The sequence below is a fragment of the Pseudonocardia sp. OZ21 genome, assembly GCF_059359135.1.
The window spans coordinates 89,656-108,158 of the sequence record NZ_JCADBN010000013.1 but is presented as its reverse complement, the minus strand read 5'-3'; the positions used below and the strand labels follow the sequence as shown (position 1 = coordinate 108,158).

Here is an 18,503-nt window from a genome sequence, read left to right as displayed (position 1 = left end):
ATCGGTGACGCACGTCGCAGGAACGCGCTGTCACAGAGTCCGGGTCGCCGGCGCCTCATGGTCGTCAGGACGCAGCGCGGACGATCCGTGCGGCGCGCAACTCCACGAGTGATCGCCTTGGTCCTGTCGCGTGGAGACCACCGCCCGACCGCCAAAGCAAGCCAACCGACAGGAGCAACACATGACGCACCGCATCGTCGTGCTCGGCGCCGGCTATGCCGGGTCCTACGTGGCCGGAAACCTGGCCCGCCGGCTGTCCCCGGCGGACACCGAGGTCACCGTCGTCAACGCTGAGCCGGACTTCGTCGAGCGGCTGCGGCTGCACCAGCTCGCGGCCGGCCAGGATATCGAGGCTCGGAAGCTCGCCGACGTCTTCGCGGGCACGGGGATACGGCTGCGCCTGGCCCGTGTCACCGCCGTCGATCCCGAGCGCCGGGTCGTCGCCGTGGACGACGCCGCCGGCGGCGGCAAGCTCGGCTACGACACGCTTCTCTACGCGCTCGGCAGCCACGCCGCCGACTGCGGTGTCCCCGGCGTGGCCGAGCACGCCTTCCACGTCACCGGCCGGCCCTCGGCGCTGCGCCTGCGCGAGCGCCTCGACAGCCTGGGCGGGCGGGTCGAAGGCGGGAGTGTGCTGGTGGTCGGCGACGGGTTGACCGGCATCGAAACCGCCACCGAGCTCGCCGAATCCCGGCCCGGCTTGTCGGTGGCGCTGGTGGCCCGCGGCGAGCTGGGAGCCCGGCTCTCCGCTGGAGCCCGCAGCCACCTGCGCCGGGCCTGCGACCGGCTGAGCATCACCGTCTGGGAGCACACCAGCGTCGAAGCCGTCGAAGCGACCCGGGTGCTGTGCGCCGACGGCACCGCCCTGGCGTCCGATGCAACAGTGTGGACGGCCGGGTTCGCGGTCAACCCCATCGCCGCCGCCAGCGGGCTGGAGGTCACCGAGAACGGTCAGATCGTCGTCGATCGCACCATGCGGTCGGTCTCGCACCCGAACGTCTACGCCGCCGGCGACAGCGCCTACGCCATCGGCGACAACGGCCGACCGCTGCCGATGTCCTGCGCTTCGGCCGGCTACACCGGCCGCCAGGCCATGGACGCGATCGTGGGACGCCTGACCGGCCGCAAGATTGCGAACACGAAGATGGCCTACCACGGCAACCACATCAGCCTCGGGCGGCGGGACGGGATCCTGCAGATGGTCGACGACGAAGCGCAAGCAACGCCGAAGTATGTGGGCGGCCGGAAAGCCGCGCGGATCAAGGCGGGAATCCTCACGATGTCGCTGTGGGCCACCTCGCACCCGACCTTCGGCCTGCCCAAGCGCCCGCGCCGCCTGGCCACCGCGCCGGATGGGTCAGCCGAGAACGCGGTCGTGTCAACCACTCAGCCTTGATCATTCGCCGCGGTTGCGAGCGCTCTTGTCGGCCCCATCGTCGAGGGTCTCGTTGATCGTGTTGTCACGGTGCGGGTCAGGCTCGGGACCCGACCCTCGCGTCGGGTAGCGCCGGGTTCCACGGGCCGGGCAGATGCAGGGGTCGGGGACACCGACATGTTGATCCCCGTCAGGTCGATGAGGCAGGGCGAGCGCGGTGAGCAGGCAGGTGGCCAGGGGTGTGCTCCCGGGGCAGGTCTCGGGGATGCGGATCTCGCGACGCTGGACGTCACGGTGGCCTCCCGATTGCGCACGCGCAGAAATCAGATCGATCCATTACCTGGAGGTCATCCATGACGAAGAGTGTCGCCGGCGAACTCGCCGGCCTGGAACTGCCGGTTGAGCGGGGCTGCCCGTTCGCCCCGCCCGCCGCCTACGAGCGACTGCGCGAACAAGCGGGGATCAACAAGGTTCGCCTGACCAGCGGCGGCGAAGCGTGGTGGGTGTCCGGGCATGAGGAAGGCCGTGCCGTCCTCACCGACGGTCGCTTCTCCTCCGACAAGCGCAAAGACGGCTTCCCGCTCTTCACCCTCGATGCGGCGACCCTTCAGCAGCTCCGCAACCAGCCGCCGTTGATGCTCGGCATGGACGGCGCAGAACACTCCGCGGCCCGCCGTGCAGTGATCGGCGAGTTCACCGTGAGGCGCCTGGCCGCGCTACGCCCGCGGATCCAGGACATCGTTGACCGGTTCATCGACGACATGCTGGCCGCCAACCAGCGGCCGGTCGACCTGGTGCAGGCGCTCTCCCTGCCCGTGCCCTCCCTCGTGATCTGCGAACTGCTCGGCGTCCCCTACACCGACCACGACCTCTTCCAAAGCCGCACCGCCATGATGGTGCGCCCGACCTCGCTGGAAGACCGCCAGCGAGCCGTCGCCGAACTGCGCGCCTACATCGATGACCTGGTCACCTGCAAGGAGTCGAAGCCCGACGACGACCTGCTCAGCCGACAGATCGCCCGACAACGCCAGGTGGGCATCCTCGACCACGCGGGCCTGGTGAGCCTCGCCTTCTTGTTGCTGACCGCCGGACACGAGACCACGGCGAACATGATCTCGCTCGGCGTGGTCGGGCTGATTTCCCATCCGGAGCAACTGGCCATGGTCAAGGCCGACTCGGGCAAGACGCCCATGGCCGTGGAGGAACTGCTGCGCTACTTCACCATCGCCGACGGGGTCACCTCCCGGGTGGCCGCCGAAGATGTGGAGATCGGCGGAGTCCACATCAAGGCCGGCGAGGGCGTCATCGTCTCGATGCTGTCGGCCAACTGGGACCCGGCGGCGTTCAAGGATCCGGCCGAACTGGATGTCGAGCGCGGGGCCCGCCACCACCTCGCCTTCGGATTCGGCCCGCACCAGTGCCTCGGCCAGAATCTGGCCCGGATGGAGCTGCAGACCGTCTTCGACACGCTGTTCCGCCGCATCCCCACCCTGCGGCTCGCCGCACCGGCCGAGGACCTACGGTTCAAGACCGACGCCGCCGTCTACGGCGTTCACGAACTCCCGGTCACCTGGTGAGCAGGACATGATGCGGATCAAAGCGGACACCGGCCTGTCCGTCGGCTCCGGCCAGTGCGTCCTGACCGAGCCGGCCGTCTTTGACCAAGGCGCCGACGGCATCGTGGCCCTGCTGACTGATCACCCCGACGACCACAGCGCCGCACAGGCGCGCCACGCCGTCACCCTGTGTCCATCCCGAGCCCTGTCCATCCTGCCGGAGTAAGCACAATCCGGGGGGCGACGGCGTGGGCCGTCAACGTTTACTCCTCGGGTGCCTCGTCGGCGATTTCCCAAGACGTGGCGGTTCGATCACGGCTGGCCACGGCGTTGCGTCAGCTCCGCCAGTCGCCTCGAGGTCGTCACCAGGTCGCCGACGAAGAGCTCACCACCGCTCCGGCATCGACCACTCTCGGTTCGACCGCTGAGGATCGGCCCCGCCGCGTGAGCCGGCGACCTCGACGGCACGGATCAAGGGACTGTTCGACGAACGCTGTAGCTGGTCCGACACGCCGAGCGGAGCTCGGGGAAGGACCAGCTATGACCGACACGATCGAGCCTGTGCCGGCGCGAAGGTCTCGAAAGACACGATCTCCCGGATCACCGACAAGGTCCTTGACGAACCGGGGAGTGGCAGAGTTCGGCCGCTCGATGCGGTCTATCCGGTGCTGTTCATCGACGCGATCCACGTCAGGGTCCGCGACGGGCAGGTGACCAACCGGCCCTTATGTCGTCATCAGGTGACTGTGGACGGCCATCGCGACATTCGCCAGCGACCGTAGCTCCGGGAGAGCAGGCCGATGCCGCCGCCCTGAGGTAGCCCACGACGCCGACGGACGGCGCTGCACCGTTCAGGGGAGCGAGGCCGTGTTCTGCGGCCGCTTCGACGACGCTGCTCCATCGCACTCCGCCGCCGATACGTGCAGTGCGGGCGCGCCCGGGTCTATATCCAAGCCATTGATCCGACGAGTGCTGAGCAGTAGCGCGCCAGCAGCGGGCCGCATCGGAGCGTGCCCGGTCGACTGGACCGCGACCGGCAGGTCGCGCCGTGCCGCGAACTGCACTGCTGTGCTGACGTCCGCTACCGACGTCACGCCGACGACCGCGGTGGCCAGTTCCCATGGGAAGTCAACGTATCTCCTTGATTCGAATGGCCGGTCGTCGTCGGACGATGAGCTGAGAGCCAGCCCGGGACTGCGGAAGGCCTCAGAAGTTGGGAGCTGTGCCCGAAGGTGCTCAGCTGCGTTCAGTAGCGGTTTCGACGGCAGCGTCGGTGCCCACGGAGGCGACACAGGCCGTCGAGCCAGCGTTCGGTGGAGGCACGCACGTCGGCGAGGTGTGCCGCCGAACCGTCACGTTTCTGCCAGCAGTTCTCGCACCCGGGGTGCCACCTTCGTGCCGAAGAGCTCGATGTTGGTCATGAGCTTGTCGTGTCGGAGTCCGCCGATGCCGTACTTGAGGTCGAACCGTGTGGCGCCGAGCACGGTCATGTTCTTCGCGATCTTCCGGGCGACGGTCTCGGGTGAGCCGATGTAGAGCGCGCCGTCCGGGCTGGCGTCCTGCGTGTAGGACGCTTTGCTGGGAATGCGGAACCCGCGGGTCTTGCTGACGCGGGTGAGTACCTCGATGTAGTGCGGCCAGAAGTCTTCGAGCGCCTGCTCGTCAGTGTGTGCGACATGGCCGGGTGAGTGAATCCCGATCGATCTGCTCGGCTGGTCGAACCGCTGTAGAGCCTCGGCGAACAGTTGCGAGTACGGCGCGAAGCGCTGGGGTTGGCCGCCGATGATCGCGAGCATCAGCGAGAACCCGTAGCGCGCGGCGCGGATGACGGACTGCGGGCTACCGCCGACCCCGATCCAGACCGGGAGGGGGCCCGACTCGAGGTGCGGCACCACGTCCTGGTCCACGAGCGCCGCGCGGGTGTTGCCTCGCCAGGAGACCGGCCCGCCCGCGACGAGCTCGGCGAAGAGGTTCGTCTTCTCCTCGAACAGCTCCTCGTAGTCCTTGAGCTCGTAGCCGAAGAGCGGGAAGGAGTCGACGCTGGAGCCGCGGCCCAGGATCACCTCGGCGCGGCCGCTGGACACCGCGTCGAGTGTTGAGTATCGCTGGAACACCCGGACGGGATCGTCCGAGCTCAGCACGGTGACGGCCGATCCGAGCCGGATCCGTCGGGTGCGCCCCGCGACCGCGGCCAATACGACGTCGGCGGCGGAGAGTGGCATGTCCGCGGTGTGGTGCTCCCCGACACCGAAGAAGTCGAGTTCCACGGCCTCGGCCTGCACACCTTCCTCGACGAGGTTGCGGATCGTCTGCGCGTGCGAGAGATACTCGCCCTGCTCGTCCCGCATGACGTCGCCGAAGGTGTTGAGACCGAGGCGGATGGGGAGCCGTGGCTCGGGCGAGGGTTCGGGTCCGGCATTCAAGATCATCGTCTCCAACGGTGGTTCCTGGATGTGCTGCCGCGCCGGTCTGGACGGTCGCGCTCCTCCTCTACGGTGTCCAGCGCTGCGATCCGGTGACTGGCCCGTTGTGCACGGCGTCGGTCATTGCCTGTCGCTGTCGCGGTCGAGGTGCCGCCGGAGGGAGTCGAGGATCTCTGACAGCGCGTCGATCTGCTCGGCTGTCAACGCGTCGGCGAAGTGCCGCTTGATCGCCCGAAGGTGCGGCGCCGAGGCGCGGCGGAACGCGTGGGCTCCCTCGGGTGTCAGTGAAATCGCGGTGCCGCGGCCGTCGGTGCGGCAATCGTCGCGCTGAACTAGACCACGTTGTTCCATTCGCCCGAGATGGTGCGAGAGCCGGCTTCGCTCCCAGTCGATCGTGGCAGCGAGCTGCGACGATCGAAGCCGGCGCCCGTCGGCCTCGGAGAGTGCGAGCAGCACTGTGTAGTCGGCCGGCGAGAGGTCCGTCTCCTGCAGTTGGGCTCCGAGTCGGCGCCGCAGGTCCGCGGTGGTGTCCAGCAGTGCCCGCCACGTCCGGAGCTCCCCGGGCGTCATGTGGAGTCGGGTGTGCTCGGCCATCTCGCTCCTTTCGTTGACATGTCAACTGTAGCGCAGTCGGTGACACGTCAATGAGCTCGAGGCAGTGCGCTGACTCACGTGCTCGTGGGGAAGGTCTTGCCGTCGGCCTCTGAGCCACAGCGATGGCCGGGCTCCCGTCGCGCCTTGCCGGATGAGCGGAGGAGCCCGGACTCATCGACTGCAGTTGGACGTTGACGGGCGGTGTTCCCGACGCCGGCGTGAAGTGACCCCCGTGGCCGGACTGGTGTGCCCGGTGTTCTCCGGAGTCGGGTAGCTGGGATTTTGGCCATCGCGCCCCTTCCCGGAGCGGTGTGTGGGCAGGCGATACTCGCCCCTCAGCCCGCGAAGTCCGGCACGTGACCAGCTGTGGGTAACCGACATCACTGAGCACCACACCCGCTCTGCTGCGCGGTAGTGCTCGACGTCTACGCCCGCCGCGTGGTCGGGAGCGACACCTCCCCGACCTCAGCGCTGTCCGGTCGGCACCTGCGTCGTTGCTGCCCCGACCGACCCCGAGGGCCGACTTCGGACGGGATGGCTATGAACCCGCACGTCGGCATGGCCGCCGGGTGACGAGGCGCGTCGACAGGCACTGTCTACGGCTCGCCCAGTGTGAACTCTCGGAAGGCTGTCCCGAACCGGCTGGCGTCTCGGGGAATCATGAGGAAGAGTGATTGCTCCGGTGCCGAGTGCAACGTCAACAGTTCGTTGGTGAATTCAAGCCGACCTGCAGTGGGGTGGTTCAACGTCTTTCCCGGGGGGAGTTCTCCGGCAACGCGGTGCTCAGCCCAGACCTCGCGGAACAGCTCGGACTCCGCGGAATGTTTCGTCACCAGTTCGTGCAGTTGTCGGTTTCCGGGACGGCGGCTCGCTGTTAGCCGTAGAATACCGATCATCGCAGCGCTCGTCTGCTCCCAGTCGTCGCCGTAGAGCGCCTGGGTCTCGGGTGTGAGCATCCATTGAATGCCGGAGCGCTCACACGTGGGCATCAACGTGAAGTCGCCGAGCAGGAAACGCGCTGCGTCGTTCGCTGCGAGGATGTCGGTGTACGGTCCGCAGAGTACGGCGGGGGTGTCGCCGAGGGCCTCGACAACTCGTCTGGTCCGGGGATCCACGGCGTTCTCGGGCGGGCCGGCGCTGATCGATCTCGAGTCCCCTGCGTCGGCGAGAGCGAACAGGTGCCTCCGCTCGTCCTGTGTGAGCTGCAGCACCTGCGCCACGGCGTCGAGCAGAGATGGTGAGGCGGTCCGCTGCCGCCCCTGTTCGAGACGCGCGTAGTAGTCCGGACTCACACCGACCAGTACGGCCAGTTCTTCCCTTCGCAGGCCTGGCACCCGGCGACGGCGGGTTGGCCGCAGTCCGATGTCCGCTGGGTCGAGCCGGGCTCGGCGCGTCCGAAGAAAGGTTCCGAGCTCGGCGTTCCGGTTCATGGTCACCCCGCTGGCTACGGCTACGCTCATCATCCACACCAACAGGCTGTCTTCGCTGGATATTTCTGATCGTGCCAGGTGGTGGCCCTTGAGATCACCTTGCCCTCTCGTCGCGGACAAAGGCGACATAGCCCTATTTATCGGCCAGGTGGGACTGTGGGCGCGCGGACACCTCGGCGGGAAACGGCAGACTTTCGCTCCGCACGCCTGGACCGGGTTGATGTCGGCGCAGGGTGGACCTCGGACACCCAGGCTTCACATGCCTATATAACCGGCGCCAACCGCGTGTTTCCTCGTCCGCATGAGGTCGACAGGGAAGACCTACGACTACATCGTCGTGGGGGCCGGGACAGCCGGGAGTGTGCTTGCCGCGCGGCTGTCCGAAGACGTCGACGCGCGTGTGCTCCTGGTGGAAGCCGGGGGCCGCGACCCACAGGAGCTCACCTCAGTCCCCCCGGCATGGCCTGACCTGCTGGGGACGGCGGCGAACTGGGGCGAGAGCACAGCCGTCCAGTCGGCGACCGGAACGCGCCTGGCGTTCCCGCGCGGGCGTGGTCTGGGTGGATCCTCGGCCATCAACGCCATGCTCTTCCTCCGTGGTCATCGGTCCAGCTATGACGCGTGGGAGGCGGCCGGGGCAAAGGGGTGGGGCTTCGATGATCTCTTGCCCTTCCTGCGTCGAAGCGAGCGCGCGGAGGGACGTGACCCAGCCGCGCGTGGAGTAACCGGGCCGGTGCCGGTCGGGCCGGCCGATCCGGGTCACCCCATCGCGGAGGCCGTCCTGGCCGGGGCCGTGGAACTCGGTCATCCGGCGGCAACCGACATCAGCAGTGGGCTGGAGGAAGGGTTCGGCCGGACCGATCTGACCATTGCCGACGGTGCCCGGATCAGCGCCTTGGACGCCTACCTGGCACCAGCGATGAGCCGTCCCAACCTTGACGTGGTCACCGACGCCTCCGTACATCGGGTGACGGTGGCAGGCGGGAGGGCCACCGGCATCGAATACAGCATCGGCGGCGCGACGTCCCAGGTGTGGTGCCCCGGGGAGATCCTGCTCACTGCAGGATCCATCGGCTCTGCGCAGCTGCTGCTGCAGTCGGGCATCGGTCCTCGGGCCCACCTGAGCGAGGTCGGGGTCGAGACCGTACTGGACCTGCCGGGGGTTGGGTCGAACCTGCACGACCACCCCATGGTCACCGTCGTCTACCACGCGGCCCGGCCGATTCCCGCCGCGAGGAACAACCACGGCGAGGTGGTCGGGCTCGTCCGAAGCGACGCCGCTGTGCGGGCACCGGACCTGCAGATCCTCGCAGTGGACTTTCCGATGCGCGCGGCCTCGCTCGCCGGCCCCGACCAGGGCTACGCCATCGCCTTCTCCCACATGGCGCCTCTCAGTCGTGGCTCGGTCCGGCTGACCGCCGCTGGTCCCGCAGCGGGCCCCATCATCGACCCGAACTACTACGGCGATCCCCGGGACCTGGAGGTCATGGCCGCCGGACTTCGTATCGCCCGCGAAATCGGCCGAGCCTCCGCGCTTGCCCCTTGGTGCCGTGCCGAGGCGCTCCCCGGCCCGGACGTGCACGACCACCACAGCGTGCGTGCCTTCCTTCGCGCCAACCTGCTGCCCTACTTCCACCCTGTTGGGACCTGCCGAATCGGCGACGACGACGGTGCCGTGGTCGACTCCGACCTTCGGGTACGCGGGATCAGCGGGCTCAGGGTCGCCGATGCATCGGTGATGCCGTCCATCGTCTCCGCCAACACGAACGCCACCGTCTACGGGATCGCCGAACGCGCCGCCGGTCTCGTCTCGGCCGCAGCCTGACCGACGGCGGACCGACGTGCATCGCTCGGCAGCCCGACTTGGTGGCGGCCGTCGACAGGGTCTGGCCCGGCGGGCCCCAGATCATCGCCGAAATAACAATCGAGACCGGCTGCGGCAGCAAGCAGTCTGTGTGGCCGAACCATTCTTTGGCGTCCACCGACGAACCCGCTGGCCACTGTGAGGAGAGCTGATGATATACAGCAGTGCCCTGCCCGATGTCGAGATTCCCGACGTCACACTGTCCGAATACGTCCTCGGTCGGGCCCGCGAGCGCGGCGCGAGAACGGCGCTGGTCGACGCGACGTCCGGGGAGCGGCTGACCTATCGAGCCCTGGCTGATGGCGTCGATGCGACCGCGGGCGCCCTGTTTCACAAAGGTGTCGGATCCGGCGACGTGGTCGCCTTGATCAGCCACAACCAGCCCCTCTATGCGGTGGGGTTGTACGGGGTGCTCGCGACGGGCGCGGCAATCACCCCGATGAACCCGATCTCGACGACCGACGAGCTGGTCAAGCAGCTGGTCGCGTCGAAGGCCGTAGTGATCATGGCATCTGAGCAAGCGGCGACCCAGGCGGCAATGGCAGCTGACATCGTGGGGATCGAGCACCGAATCGTGTTCGGCGAGGCTGAGGGGTTCACGCCGTTCGCCGAGCTGCTCGCGGATCGTCGAGGTTGTCCCCGCTTGGCACTGGATCCTCGCAGCTCGCTCGCGGTGCTGCCCTTCTCCAGTGGGACCACGGGCCTGTCCAAGGGAGTCATGCTCACCCACCGAAACCTGGTGGCCAACATCGAGCAGAACGGCGCGGGCTGGCAGGTCGCGGAGAACGACATCCTGGCTGCAGTGCTGCCGTTCTTCCACATCTACGGCTTCACGGTCGTGCTGAACGCTGCGCTGCGCGCCGGCGCGACAATCGTGACGCTGCCTCGCTACAACCTCCACACGTACCTGCGCATGGTGCAGGACCACCAGGTCACCCGGACCTATCTGGCACCCCCGATGGTGCTCGCCCTGGCCACCGCGCCCGCAGTCGACAACTATGACCTTTCCTCGCTCCGGCTCGGGATCTGCGGCGCAGCCCCACTCGACGTCGACCTGACCAGGCGGGCCGAGGCCCGGCTGGGCTGTCTGATCCGTCAGGGCTACGGCATGACCGAGGCGAGCCCGACCATCAATCTGGTGCCCGACGCCGAGTTCGAGACCATACCGGCCGGTTCCGTCGGCCGGCTGGTGCCTTCTACCGAAGCCCGCCTGGTGGATCCGGCCACCGGCGCCGACGTTGCACGTGGTGAACCCGGGGAGCTGTGGATCCGAGGTCCGCAGGTGATGGCTGGATACCTGGACAACCCAGAATCCACCACCGAGACGCTCGTCGACGGCGGTTGGCTGCGTACCGGTGACATCGTACGGATCGACGATGCGGGGATCTATTGGGTCGTCGACAGGCTCAAGGAACTCATCAAGTACAAGGGATACCAGGTCGCACCGGCCGAGCTCGAGGCGCTGCTGCTCACCCATCCCGACGTGCTCGACGCCGGCGTGATCGGCGTGCCGCACCACGAAGGCGGTGAGGCACCCAGGGCGTTCGTGGTCACCTCGAGGCCGATCTCAGCAGAATCGCTCATGGCCTGGGTGGCCGAACGGGTCGCACCCTACAAGAAGGTGCGCAGCATCGAGTTCATCGAGCAGATCCCGAAGTCGCCGAGTGGAAAGATCCTCCGCCGGTCGCTCGCCACGCGACCCGGGTCAGCCCAGAAGTAGGAGATCAGGGAAGCGGCCTATCTGTGCACCTCGCGGGATATGTCCGCCGGCTCCGGTGAGGCAACTCGGACCAGACATCTGTCCGCAGTCAACGCATCTGTCAGACGCCGGAAAGTCACTCGGCCACTCGAATAGAAGGGAAGGTTCATGACCAGCGCAGAAAACCGGCAGGACGCCGCCGCAGCCGACGATCAGGTGCGGGCGCTGCTGCCGCCGTCGCTGCAGGTGGAGCGGCGTGGCCCGGATGGTGTCATCGCGGTATTGCGCCTGGCCCGGTCGGCCAAGCGCAACGCGCTCGATACCCGGACCGTGCTAGGCCTCGAGACGTTCTTCTCCATTCTGCCGGCCGAGGTCCGGGTTGTGGTTCTCGATGCAGAGGGGGACCATTTCTCTGCGGGGCTCGACCTGTCGGAAATCGCCGAGCGCGACACCTTCGCCGCTGTTGAGCACTCGCAGATGTGGCATCGCGCATTCGAGCGCATCGAGCGCGGTCGTGTCCCCGTTGTCGCTGTGCTGAAGGGCGCGGTGATCGGTGGTGGGCTCGAATTGGCCTGCGCCGCGCACATCCGGGTGGCCGAGCCGAGCGCCTTCTACGCGCTGCCCGAGGGGCAGCGGGGGCTGTTCGTCGGGGGCGGTGGATCGGTGCGCCTGCCGCGGCTGATCGGCGTGCACAGGATGGTCGACATGATGCTCACGGGGCGTGTGCTCGACGCGGGGGAGGGGCACGCCCTCGGCTTGTCCCAATATCTGGCCGGACCGGGGGAGGGGCTCGCGGCAGCGCTGGAGATGGCCTGCCGAATCGCGACCGGCTCGCCGGTCACGACGTTCGCGGTACTGCAGGCGCTGCCCCGGATCGCCGAGGCCAATTCGTCGGACGGGTACCTCCTTGAATCACTGATGGCGGCCGTCGCCGCCGGTACCACCGATGCCAAGGATCGCGTACAGGCGTTCCTACAGGGCCGGGCACGGAAGGTGGGGTGAATGATCGGATGCACAAGGCTGGTTCGGAACCAGGCGTTCACCCGCCGGACGCATCGGCACCGGTTCGATCCCCATGCAGTTCCCGTACCTTGCAGCTGCGGCCGAGCACCAGCCATTCAGCCGCGAAATAGAACGCATGTCCACCGGCTGGACGCGAGCCGATTCGCGCTCAGCCCTTCGCGCGGCGTGGCACCCGAGATCGAAAGCGTGGGAGCGGGCGATCAGCTCTACGCGGACTTGCTGACCGGCCGTGTGCGGTTCCGCATGGTCTTCGTGTCATGACTCCAGCACGAGTGTCCGCGATGACCAATAGCGTGCGACCGGGCAAGACGACTAGGGCGCACCGCGTCAGTGAGCCTGCCACGGTGGCGATTCTCGCGTTCGGTGCTTTGGGCGCTCCGCTCGGTCTCGCGGGTCTGCTGGTCTCCTGGGGCGCGGCCGAACGAGCATTAGGTATGCAGGAACCGCTGTCCGAGCTCTTTACCGCGGCTGCGCTGGGCCTGTGGACGACCTACGCTGTACGCTGGATTATCCAGCCCGGTCGGCACCGTCGCTCTGCGGTCGCTGACCGCTCGTACCGGTTCCTCGGCCCGTTCGCCGCCATTCTTCCCACGATTGGCATCCTTCCGCTCGTCACGGGACCTTTCGTGATCAGCGTGGGCATGAATGAGCTAGGAGCACGTGGGATGGCGCTGGGCATCTTCGGTGGGGGGGTGTTCTTCTGGACCCTTGTCGGCGCGATGGCCGCTGCCCACTCACTGAATGCTGAAGCTTTGCTGCCCGACCAGCTGCCACTGCATGTCGCGCTTCTCGCTGCACCGGGTATCGCCTATGTTGCCTGGGGGAACTTGAACCCGGGGCCGGTTGACCTGATCGGGCAAGCACTGACGGGCGTGCTCGCCGCGATGGTGTTAGTCCAGGTCATGCTTCTCAACAACTATGCAAGGCTCTCCGGCCGCGGGCGACCTGAACGTCGGCGAGGTGTATCCGATCATGAGCGGGATCCGGATGGCGATCGGGGTCAACCATCTAATCGCGATCGTGGTCGATGTAACGATCGGAGAGGTTGGCCAAGATCATGTGGCGACACCGTCTGAGTGATCGTTGGTGGGGGGATCTTCTGGGTTGGCGTGGAGCTGTCTGACAGCGTCCACAGGATTCTCGTGATCCTTGCTGACGCGGTTACGGGCTGGGCGTCACAGCCGGTTCGCGTCGCGGTGGCGGTGTGGACGACAGTTCCGAGGCACCGTCATCCACGGCGACAAGGGGTCAGGCCGGCGCACCCGGGGGTGGGGGCGGGCCGGTCACTGCCCGACGCCTGCTCCTGACCCGAGGGGTGGGGCCAGGCCGCGCGCATGCGGTCTGGCCCCGTGGTCGGACCGGAGTGGAGGCGCTGTCACGCCACGCCGGGGAACTCGTCGGCGACCGGGATGGCCGCGCCACACGCCACGAGTCCGGCGACGCCGACTCAGCCGGCCGCGACCCGCGCACGCGGCGAGAGCGCGATCCGGTCGATGGTGAGGGCGTGCAGGCCGCCGAGGGCGAACTCCCACAGGCGGGCGGGGGGTGTGGAAGTACGCGAGGGGCTGGTTCGTGATCGTCGGCTCCACCGAGTACACCGGGGAGGCGGAGAACAGGCTTGTCAGCACGGCGGTCAGCCGGGGACGCAGCGGGGCCGGGGAAGCGGCGGAGCTGACCGCCACGACGGCGACCAGGAGCGGCCAGACGAGGAAGACCTGGCCCTGGATGGACAGTGACCAGAAGTGCTGCACGACGCTGGTCATGTTGGTGCGGGCGGCGTAGTCGACCGAGTCAGCGGCGAGTTGCCAGTTCTCGGCGAAGAGCGCCGAGGCGGCGATCTCCCGGATCGTCTGCGCCCAGCGTCCGTGGGGCAGCACGGCGATGCTCAGTAGTGCCGTGGCCACGAGCACCCCAGCTGCCTCCGGGATCAGGCTCGTCGGTCACCTCGATATCGGGGAATCTCAAGGCTGTGTGAGGAGCCACTAGGGTGCCTGGAATGAGTTCATACGACCCTGCACGTCCCACGCCCACGATGGATCTGAGTGTTCTCGACGACGCGAGCTGGTTGTACGACCAGAGCCAGCTTCTGGCAACAGTCGACGCCGCCGGAACGACCGACAGCATCTCCGTCACGTCGGGCGGCACCACTACGCGGCGCATCATTCTGGTGACACGCGGCGCGAAGAGCGGTGAGACGCGTCGGACGCCGCTGGTCCGGATCGAATACGACGGCCGATACCTGCTCGTCGCCTCGAAGGGCGGCGCGGCGAAGAACCCGGCCTGGTATCACAACATCAAGGCGAACCCGGACGTCCAGATCCAGGACGGAACGGCTACCGCGAACTATTTCGCGCGCGAGATCGCTCTCGACGAGAGGGCCGCATGGTGGAGCCGGGCCGTCAAGGAATGGGCATTCTTCGCCGAGTATCAGCAGAAGACGCCGCGCCTGATCCCCCTCCTTGAGCTCACTCCCGTCGACTGACGCCGACCGGCACTGCGCCCCGCTTTCGCAAAGAACCCAACTTTACGCAACCTCGTCGCCGGATTGGGGTTTCCTGTCGGAGCGGGCCTGCCACCGTGCGCGAGCCTCGACTGGCGTCGGAGTTGTGACCGGGTTCATCGGCATCTTCATCGCTCGCGCGATGGGAAGCCCGACCGCCACCAACTGCTGCGGCCGCGCAAGGATTGAGTCGCCGGGCCGATGACGCCATGCACCCCTGGTGGGGCGCGCAGGGGAGGCGGGAACTCCACCACGGCCCGTGCCGCTGAACCAACACCGACCAGGAGGCCCCGTGGCGTTCGCCACCACCCAAGACATTCGCGCAGCTGTGGCCAACGGCGGGCCCATCTCCGTTCCGGTGCACGTCGGCATCGGCGAGGGCGACGACCGGTGGGAGATCGGGCAGCTTGACGTCGCGCTCGTCGTGAGCGCCACGCCCGACCCTGGCGACCCGGCGACTGCTGTGCCAGCTCGCGGCGCCACCGACGAACCGGTCGCCGAGCAGATCGCCGTGCTGTTGGACGCCGCGGCCGCACGGCTCCGCGAGCCCGACGGCGACGATAAGGAGGATGGGCCGGTTTAGAGTCAGTGGCAGCCTCGATTAGCCCTGACTTGGGAGCTACTCCTGCTTTCTTCGGATCTTGCAATGCGGCTGTGGCCACTAGCTCCTCAGCTATCCGGGCTGCCTTGTTTCATATTTCTCTGAACGCGAAAGACGTCAGCGGTTGGGCTGCGAGGGCAGCAACTTTGTGCCAAGGTCAGCCCGGCAAGGCTGACCAGATCTATGATGACCGCAGCTGAAGACAGCGGTCCTCCGAGAGGAGTCGGCAGTCCGAACGGATCGTGCAGGAGCGTGCCGAAGGTAGTGGGTATGAACAGTGCTCCGAGCAATGTGACGGGCACAAACAGCTGTAACGGTACAAGGAGCGCGGACAGTGCGAGGATCATCCCGCCAAGCGCGCTGAGCAGAAAGGCAAACCCCACCACTGGGATGTCGCTGCGCCCCAGAAACAGGAGATCTACGTGCATCGCGGTTGCCCCCAGCAGTGATGCTGCTGTCGCTATGCGACTCGTTGTAATGAGGACGCGGGTTCGGTTGCGCAGAGCAGGAAGCTGGCCGGTCATGGCTCGGAGGACTCCTTAGCGCGTTCCCGCTCCACTGTCGCCGCATACTTCGAATCATGTGGAGGTATCAATGGTCGACCTTGTTGATGGAGGTTTCCGGCGATTGCCGAAAGAGATCCGCCCCGGGTCGGTTCGTTCAACGTCGGAGGTGGTGTGGGCGGGTGGGCCCCTCGTGCCCACCCGCCCACGGCGGGCCGCTGCATGCAGCAGTCCCCGCCGCGCCGGCCGCCGTCAGCTCCGCCTCGCCGTGCTTCAGGACGAGACGCAGCGCCCGCAACACGCGGTGAGTCCGACGACGTCCACGAGGGTTCGAGCACCTCGCTCGATCACCACGAAGAGACCTCATAGCGGCGGCTTGTGCTCCCCGTGCTGGCCGCCGGCCTCGCGCGGCCACATATCCCGGCGACTATGACCGGATAATTCGAGGAGCTCAGCACGCCCGGACGCGCGGGCCGCTGGTTGAGCGCCACGGTTGCGCCGGCGTGCGGCAGCTGTAGTTCGAGCGGGATCTTTTGTCGACGCCGGTCTGGATGCGGTCCGGGCCGGCGGCCGAGTGGAACGCTAGGAAGCCGTGTGTGTGCCTGGTCAATCCGATCCGGCACAGCGTCGATTGTCTCGGTCATCGGTGATCCTTCCCGCGAGCTGGACTTGGCGTGTCGGACCGGGGATCGGGGTCGGCCTCGTGGTGGCGCGGTGCGGTGCTTCATTTATCACACTCCTGTTCCGCGCTGGCTGCGCGGGCCTCGGGACTCGAAGCCCATTTGGAAAGTGACAGCATCGGTGCTCTCTATTATCTGGGATGGGTCTGTCAGAAGTGGGGAGGCCGATCGACGTCGCCAAACACCTGCCCCCTTAAGGATGTGACGAGTTACGGGCGGGGAGGAGCGGCCTCCGCGACGTCGTGGTCGACTGGGATTTCAGTTGATTCCTAGACCGGCGCGGAGGTTGTCCGGCCACGGTACGGGACGTCCGTCTTCTCCGGCATGGATAACGGTGTGTCGGCCTTCCACGCATAGCTCGTCACCGCGTACGAGGTGCCAGCCGAAGGTGACCGAGCTGCGCCCGGTTTTCTCGACGCCGAGGCGGATCTCGAACTCGTCGTCGAACTCAAGAGCGCGGTGGTAGACGGCTTCGGTGGAGCGTCGTGGGTAGGGCCCTGCTTCGCTGCGTTGCCGGCCGAGTCGGCGCAGGAGTGCGTGTTCGGCGAGTTCGGCCCAGCGGAAGGGCGCAGTCCAGTGGATTCGGCCGCCGGCGTCGGTGTCGACCCAGTTGACACGCAGGTGTTCGGTGTGGAGGACGTCGAACGGACACGCGGGAGCGATCATTGGTCAGTTCCGGTCGGGGTGGTGAAGGTGCGCCGCAGGGCGACCTTGTCGAATTTGCCGACGGCTGTCTTGGGCAGTGCCTCGACGATCTCGATGCGTTCGGGCAGCCACCAGCGGGCCAGGTGCGGGGCGACGAATTCCCGCAGCTCGTCGGGTGTTGCCGAGGTGGATGTGTGGAAGGCGACGACGGCGAGGGGGCGTTCTCCCCACTTGTCGTCGTCGACGCCGATGACCGCGGCCTCGGCCACTGCGGGGTGGGCCATAAGGGCGCTCTCCAGGGTGGGAGTAGAGATCCACTCACCGCCGGACTTGACGACGTCCTTGGTGCGGTCGGCGATCTTGACGTAGCCGCCAGAGGCGATGGTGACGATGTCTCCGGTGCGAAACCAGCCGTCGTCGGTCCACTGGCGGGCGCTGGCGTCCGGTGCGTCGAGGTAGCCGGTGGCGACCCAGGGGCCGTGGATCTCCAGCTCGCCGAGGGATGTCCCGTCCCAGGGGACGAGGCCGGCGTCACCGCGGGCGCGGATCTCGACGAACGGCATGGGTCGGCCTTGGGTGAGCCGGTGACGGAGCTGCTCGGCGGGCGGCGCGTCCTGAAGCTCGGCGGCGAGTTCGGCGATGACTCCCATCATCAACTCGGTCATGCCCCAGGTGTGTACGAGGTTGAGACCGTGCCGCTCCGTGTAGCCGGTGATCATCGACGGCGGGGCTGTCGAGCCGCCGGAGAGGATCGAGCGAAGTGCGGTCAGGTCGTAGCGTCCGGGCTCGGCATCGAGGGCCTGCAGTACGCCCATCCAGACGGTCGGCACGCCGCCGGTGAGCGTGACGCGCTCGGTGTGGAAGAGTTCGAGCAGGCTGGCTGGGTCGAGGAAGCGCCCGGGCAGGACGAGCTTGGCCCCGAGCAGCGCGGCCGTGTAGGGCCAGCCCCAGGCGAGAGCGTGATACATCGGCACCACGGGCAGCAGAACGTCTGTGTCGCGGATCCCGAGCCAGCCGGGCAGGGCGCTGGACAGGGCGTGCACGGCCACAGCCCGATGCGAGACCTCGACGCCCTTCGGCCTCCCGGTCGTCCCGCTGGTGAAGGCGATCAACGCCGTGCTCGTCTCGTCCAGCGGCCCGGGCCGCCACTGCGGGTCACCACTGTCGAGGAGCTGTTCGTAATCGAGGAGGTCCGCGGGGCCGTTCCCGATCACGACCACCCGCTGAAACGGGGTGCGCCCGCGAATCTGCTCATAGAGCGGCAGGAACCCCTCGTCGATCACCAGGATCTCGTCCCGAGCGTGGTCAGCGATGTAGGCGACGTCGTCGGCGTGCAGGCGCGGATTGAGCGGGTGCAGCGCAAGGCCGGCGAGCGGGCCGGCGAAGTACAGCTCAAGGTGCTGACGGTGGCTCGAGCAGAGGGTCGCGACGCGGGAGCCTGGGGCCAGCCCGAGCCCGAGCAGCGCCGAGGCGAGCTGCCGGGCACGGCGGCCGATCTCGGCCCAAGTCGTCCTGTGCAGGGATCGGTCTGGTTCGCGTGAGACGACCGGCCGGTCGGGCGTGAACTGCTCGGCCCGGCGCAGCATCGTGGCGATGGTCAGATCGTGCAT

At 67.5% G+C, this 18,503-nt stretch carries 17 protein-coding genes and 1 pseudogene; 10 read left to right on the top strand and 8 right to left on the bottom strand.

Features of this window, described 5'->3' with window-relative positions; all coding sequences use genetic code 11:
- Positions 1-130 precede the first annotated feature (130 nt).
- The 4 genes and pseudogenes from AC5L35_RS26855 to AC5L35_RS26840 form a co-directional block, all read left to right on the top strand.
- Positions 131-1,396, top strand: coding sequence for an NAD(P)/FAD-dependent oxidoreductase (locus tag AC5L35_RS26855; RefSeq protein WP_495062488.1), 1,266 nt, complete (start codon positions 131-133; stop codon positions 1,394-1,396).
- Positions 1,397-1,728: 332 nt separating this feature from the next.
- Entirely contained in the window at positions 1,729-2,952 is a 1,224-nt protein-coding gene (locus AC5L35_RS26850; protein ID WP_495062592.1) for a cytochrome P450, read from the top strand.
- A gap of 7 nt (positions 2,953-2,959) precedes the next feature.
- Entirely contained in the window at positions 2,960-3,157 is a 198-nt protein-coding gene (locus tag AC5L35_RS26845) for a ferredoxin (protein WP_495062487.1), read from the top strand.
- 340 nt (positions 3,158-3,497) lie between these two features.
- Positions 3,498-3,698, top strand: a pseudogene (locus AC5L35_RS26840) (transposase); the annotation flags it as partial.
- Positions 3,699-3,782: 84 nt separating this feature from the next.
- On the opposite strand, the gene AC5L35_RS26835 reads toward AC5L35_RS26840, so the two are convergent.
- From AC5L35_RS26835 to AC5L35_RS26820, 4 genes are all read right to left on the bottom strand, one after another.
- Positions 3,783-3,995, bottom strand: a complete 213-nt coding sequence (locus AC5L35_RS26835) for a hypothetical protein (RefSeq protein WP_495062591.1) — start codon at positions 3,993-3,995, stop codon at positions 3,783-3,785.
- Between the two features lie 288 nt (positions 3,996-4,283).
- The gene (locus AC5L35_RS26830) at positions 4,284-5,360 is read right to left on the bottom strand and encodes an LLM class flavin-dependent oxidoreductase (protein ID WP_495062486.1); all 1,077 of its coding nucleotides are present in this window, start codon (positions 5,358-5,360) and stop codon (positions 4,284-4,286) included.
- A gap of 114 nt (positions 5,361-5,474) precedes the next feature.
- The gene (locus AC5L35_RS26825) at positions 5,475-5,948 is read right to left on the bottom strand and encodes a MarR family winged helix-turn-helix transcriptional regulator (RefSeq protein WP_495062485.1); all 474 of its coding nucleotides are present in this window, start codon (positions 5,946-5,948) and stop codon (positions 5,475-5,477) included.
- A gap of 596 nt (positions 5,949-6,544) precedes the next feature.
- Positions 6,545-7,378 carry a helix-turn-helix transcriptional regulator gene (locus AC5L35_RS26820; protein WP_495062484.1) on the bottom strand — a complete coding sequence of 278 codons (834 nt, stop codon included), beginning with the start codon at positions 7,376-7,378 and terminating at the stop codon, positions 6,545-6,547.
- Positions 7,379-7,679: 301 nt separating this feature from the next.
- Here AC5L35_RS26820 and AC5L35_RS26815 point away from each other — a divergent pair, with 301 nt between their 5' ends.
- The 4 genes from AC5L35_RS26815 to AC5L35_RS26800 all read left to right on the top strand — a co-directional run bounded on the left by AC5L35_RS26815 (position 7,680) and on the right by AC5L35_RS26800 (position 13,040).
- Entirely contained in the window at positions 7,680-9,203 is a 1,524-nt protein-coding gene (locus AC5L35_RS26815) for a GMC family oxidoreductase (RefSeq protein ID WP_495062483.1), read from the top strand.
- A 190-nt stretch (positions 9,204-9,393) separates the two neighbouring features.
- Positions 9,394-10,962: an AMP-binding protein gene (locus AC5L35_RS26810; RefSeq protein ID WP_495062482.1), complete on the top strand. Its 1,569-nt coding sequence runs from the start codon at positions 9,394-9,396 to the stop codon at positions 10,960-10,962.
- A 147-nt stretch (positions 10,963-11,109) separates the two neighbouring features.
- On the top strand, positions 11,110-11,943 hold the full coding sequence (locus tag AC5L35_RS26805; protein ID WP_495062481.1) for a crotonase/enoyl-CoA hydratase family protein: 834 nt from the start codon (positions 11,110-11,112) through the stop codon (positions 11,941-11,943).
- 365 nt (positions 11,944-12,308) lie between these two features.
- Entirely contained in the window at positions 12,309-13,040 is a 732-nt protein-coding gene (locus tag AC5L35_RS26800) for a TDT family transporter (RefSeq protein WP_495062480.1), read from the top strand.
- Positions 13,041-13,247: 207 nt separating this feature from the next.
- Here the strand turns inward: AC5L35_RS26800 and AC5L35_RS26795 are convergent, their stop codons facing one another.
- Positions 13,248-13,868 (bottom strand): hypothetical protein, encoded by a 621-nt coding sequence (locus AC5L35_RS26795; protein ID WP_495062479.1) that lies wholly within the window; start codon positions 13,866-13,868, stop codon positions 13,248-13,250.
- Positions 13,869-13,960: 92 nt separating this feature from the next.
- Between AC5L35_RS26795 and AC5L35_RS26790 the strand changes: the two genes are divergently transcribed.
- Together AC5L35_RS26790 and AC5L35_RS26785 are read left to right on the top strand one after the other, a co-directional pair.
- Entirely contained in the window at positions 13,961-14,446 is a 486-nt protein-coding gene (locus AC5L35_RS26790; protein WP_495062478.1) for a nitroreductase family deazaflavin-dependent oxidoreductase, read from the top strand.
- 310 nt (positions 14,447-14,756) lie between these two features.
- Positions 14,757-15,047 (top strand): hypothetical protein, encoded by a 291-nt coding sequence (locus tag AC5L35_RS26785; protein WP_495062477.1) that lies wholly within the window; start codon positions 14,757-14,759, stop codon positions 15,045-15,047.
- Positions 15,048-15,133: 86 nt separating this feature from the next.
- Here the strand turns inward: AC5L35_RS26785 and AC5L35_RS26780 are convergent, their stop codons facing one another.
- From AC5L35_RS26780 to AC5L35_RS26770, 3 genes are all read right to left on the bottom strand, one after another.
- Positions 15,134-15,589, bottom strand: coding sequence for a hypothetical protein (locus AC5L35_RS26780; RefSeq protein ID WP_495062476.1), 456 nt, complete (start codon positions 15,587-15,589; stop codon positions 15,134-15,136).
- A gap of 917 nt (positions 15,590-16,506) precedes the next feature.
- Positions 16,507-16,914 carry an acyl-CoA thioesterase gene (locus AC5L35_RS26775; RefSeq protein WP_495062475.1) on the bottom strand — a complete coding sequence of 136 codons (408 nt, stop codon included), beginning with the start codon at positions 16,912-16,914 and terminating at the stop codon, positions 16,507-16,509.
- The gene (locus tag AC5L35_RS26770; RefSeq protein WP_495062474.1) at positions 16,911-18,503 is read right to left on the bottom strand and encodes a long-chain-fatty-acid--CoA ligase; all 1,593 of its coding nucleotides are present in this window, start codon (positions 18,501-18,503) and stop codon (positions 16,911-16,913) included. The genes AC5L35_RS26775 and AC5L35_RS26770 overlap by 4 nt, the downstream gene beginning before the upstream one ends.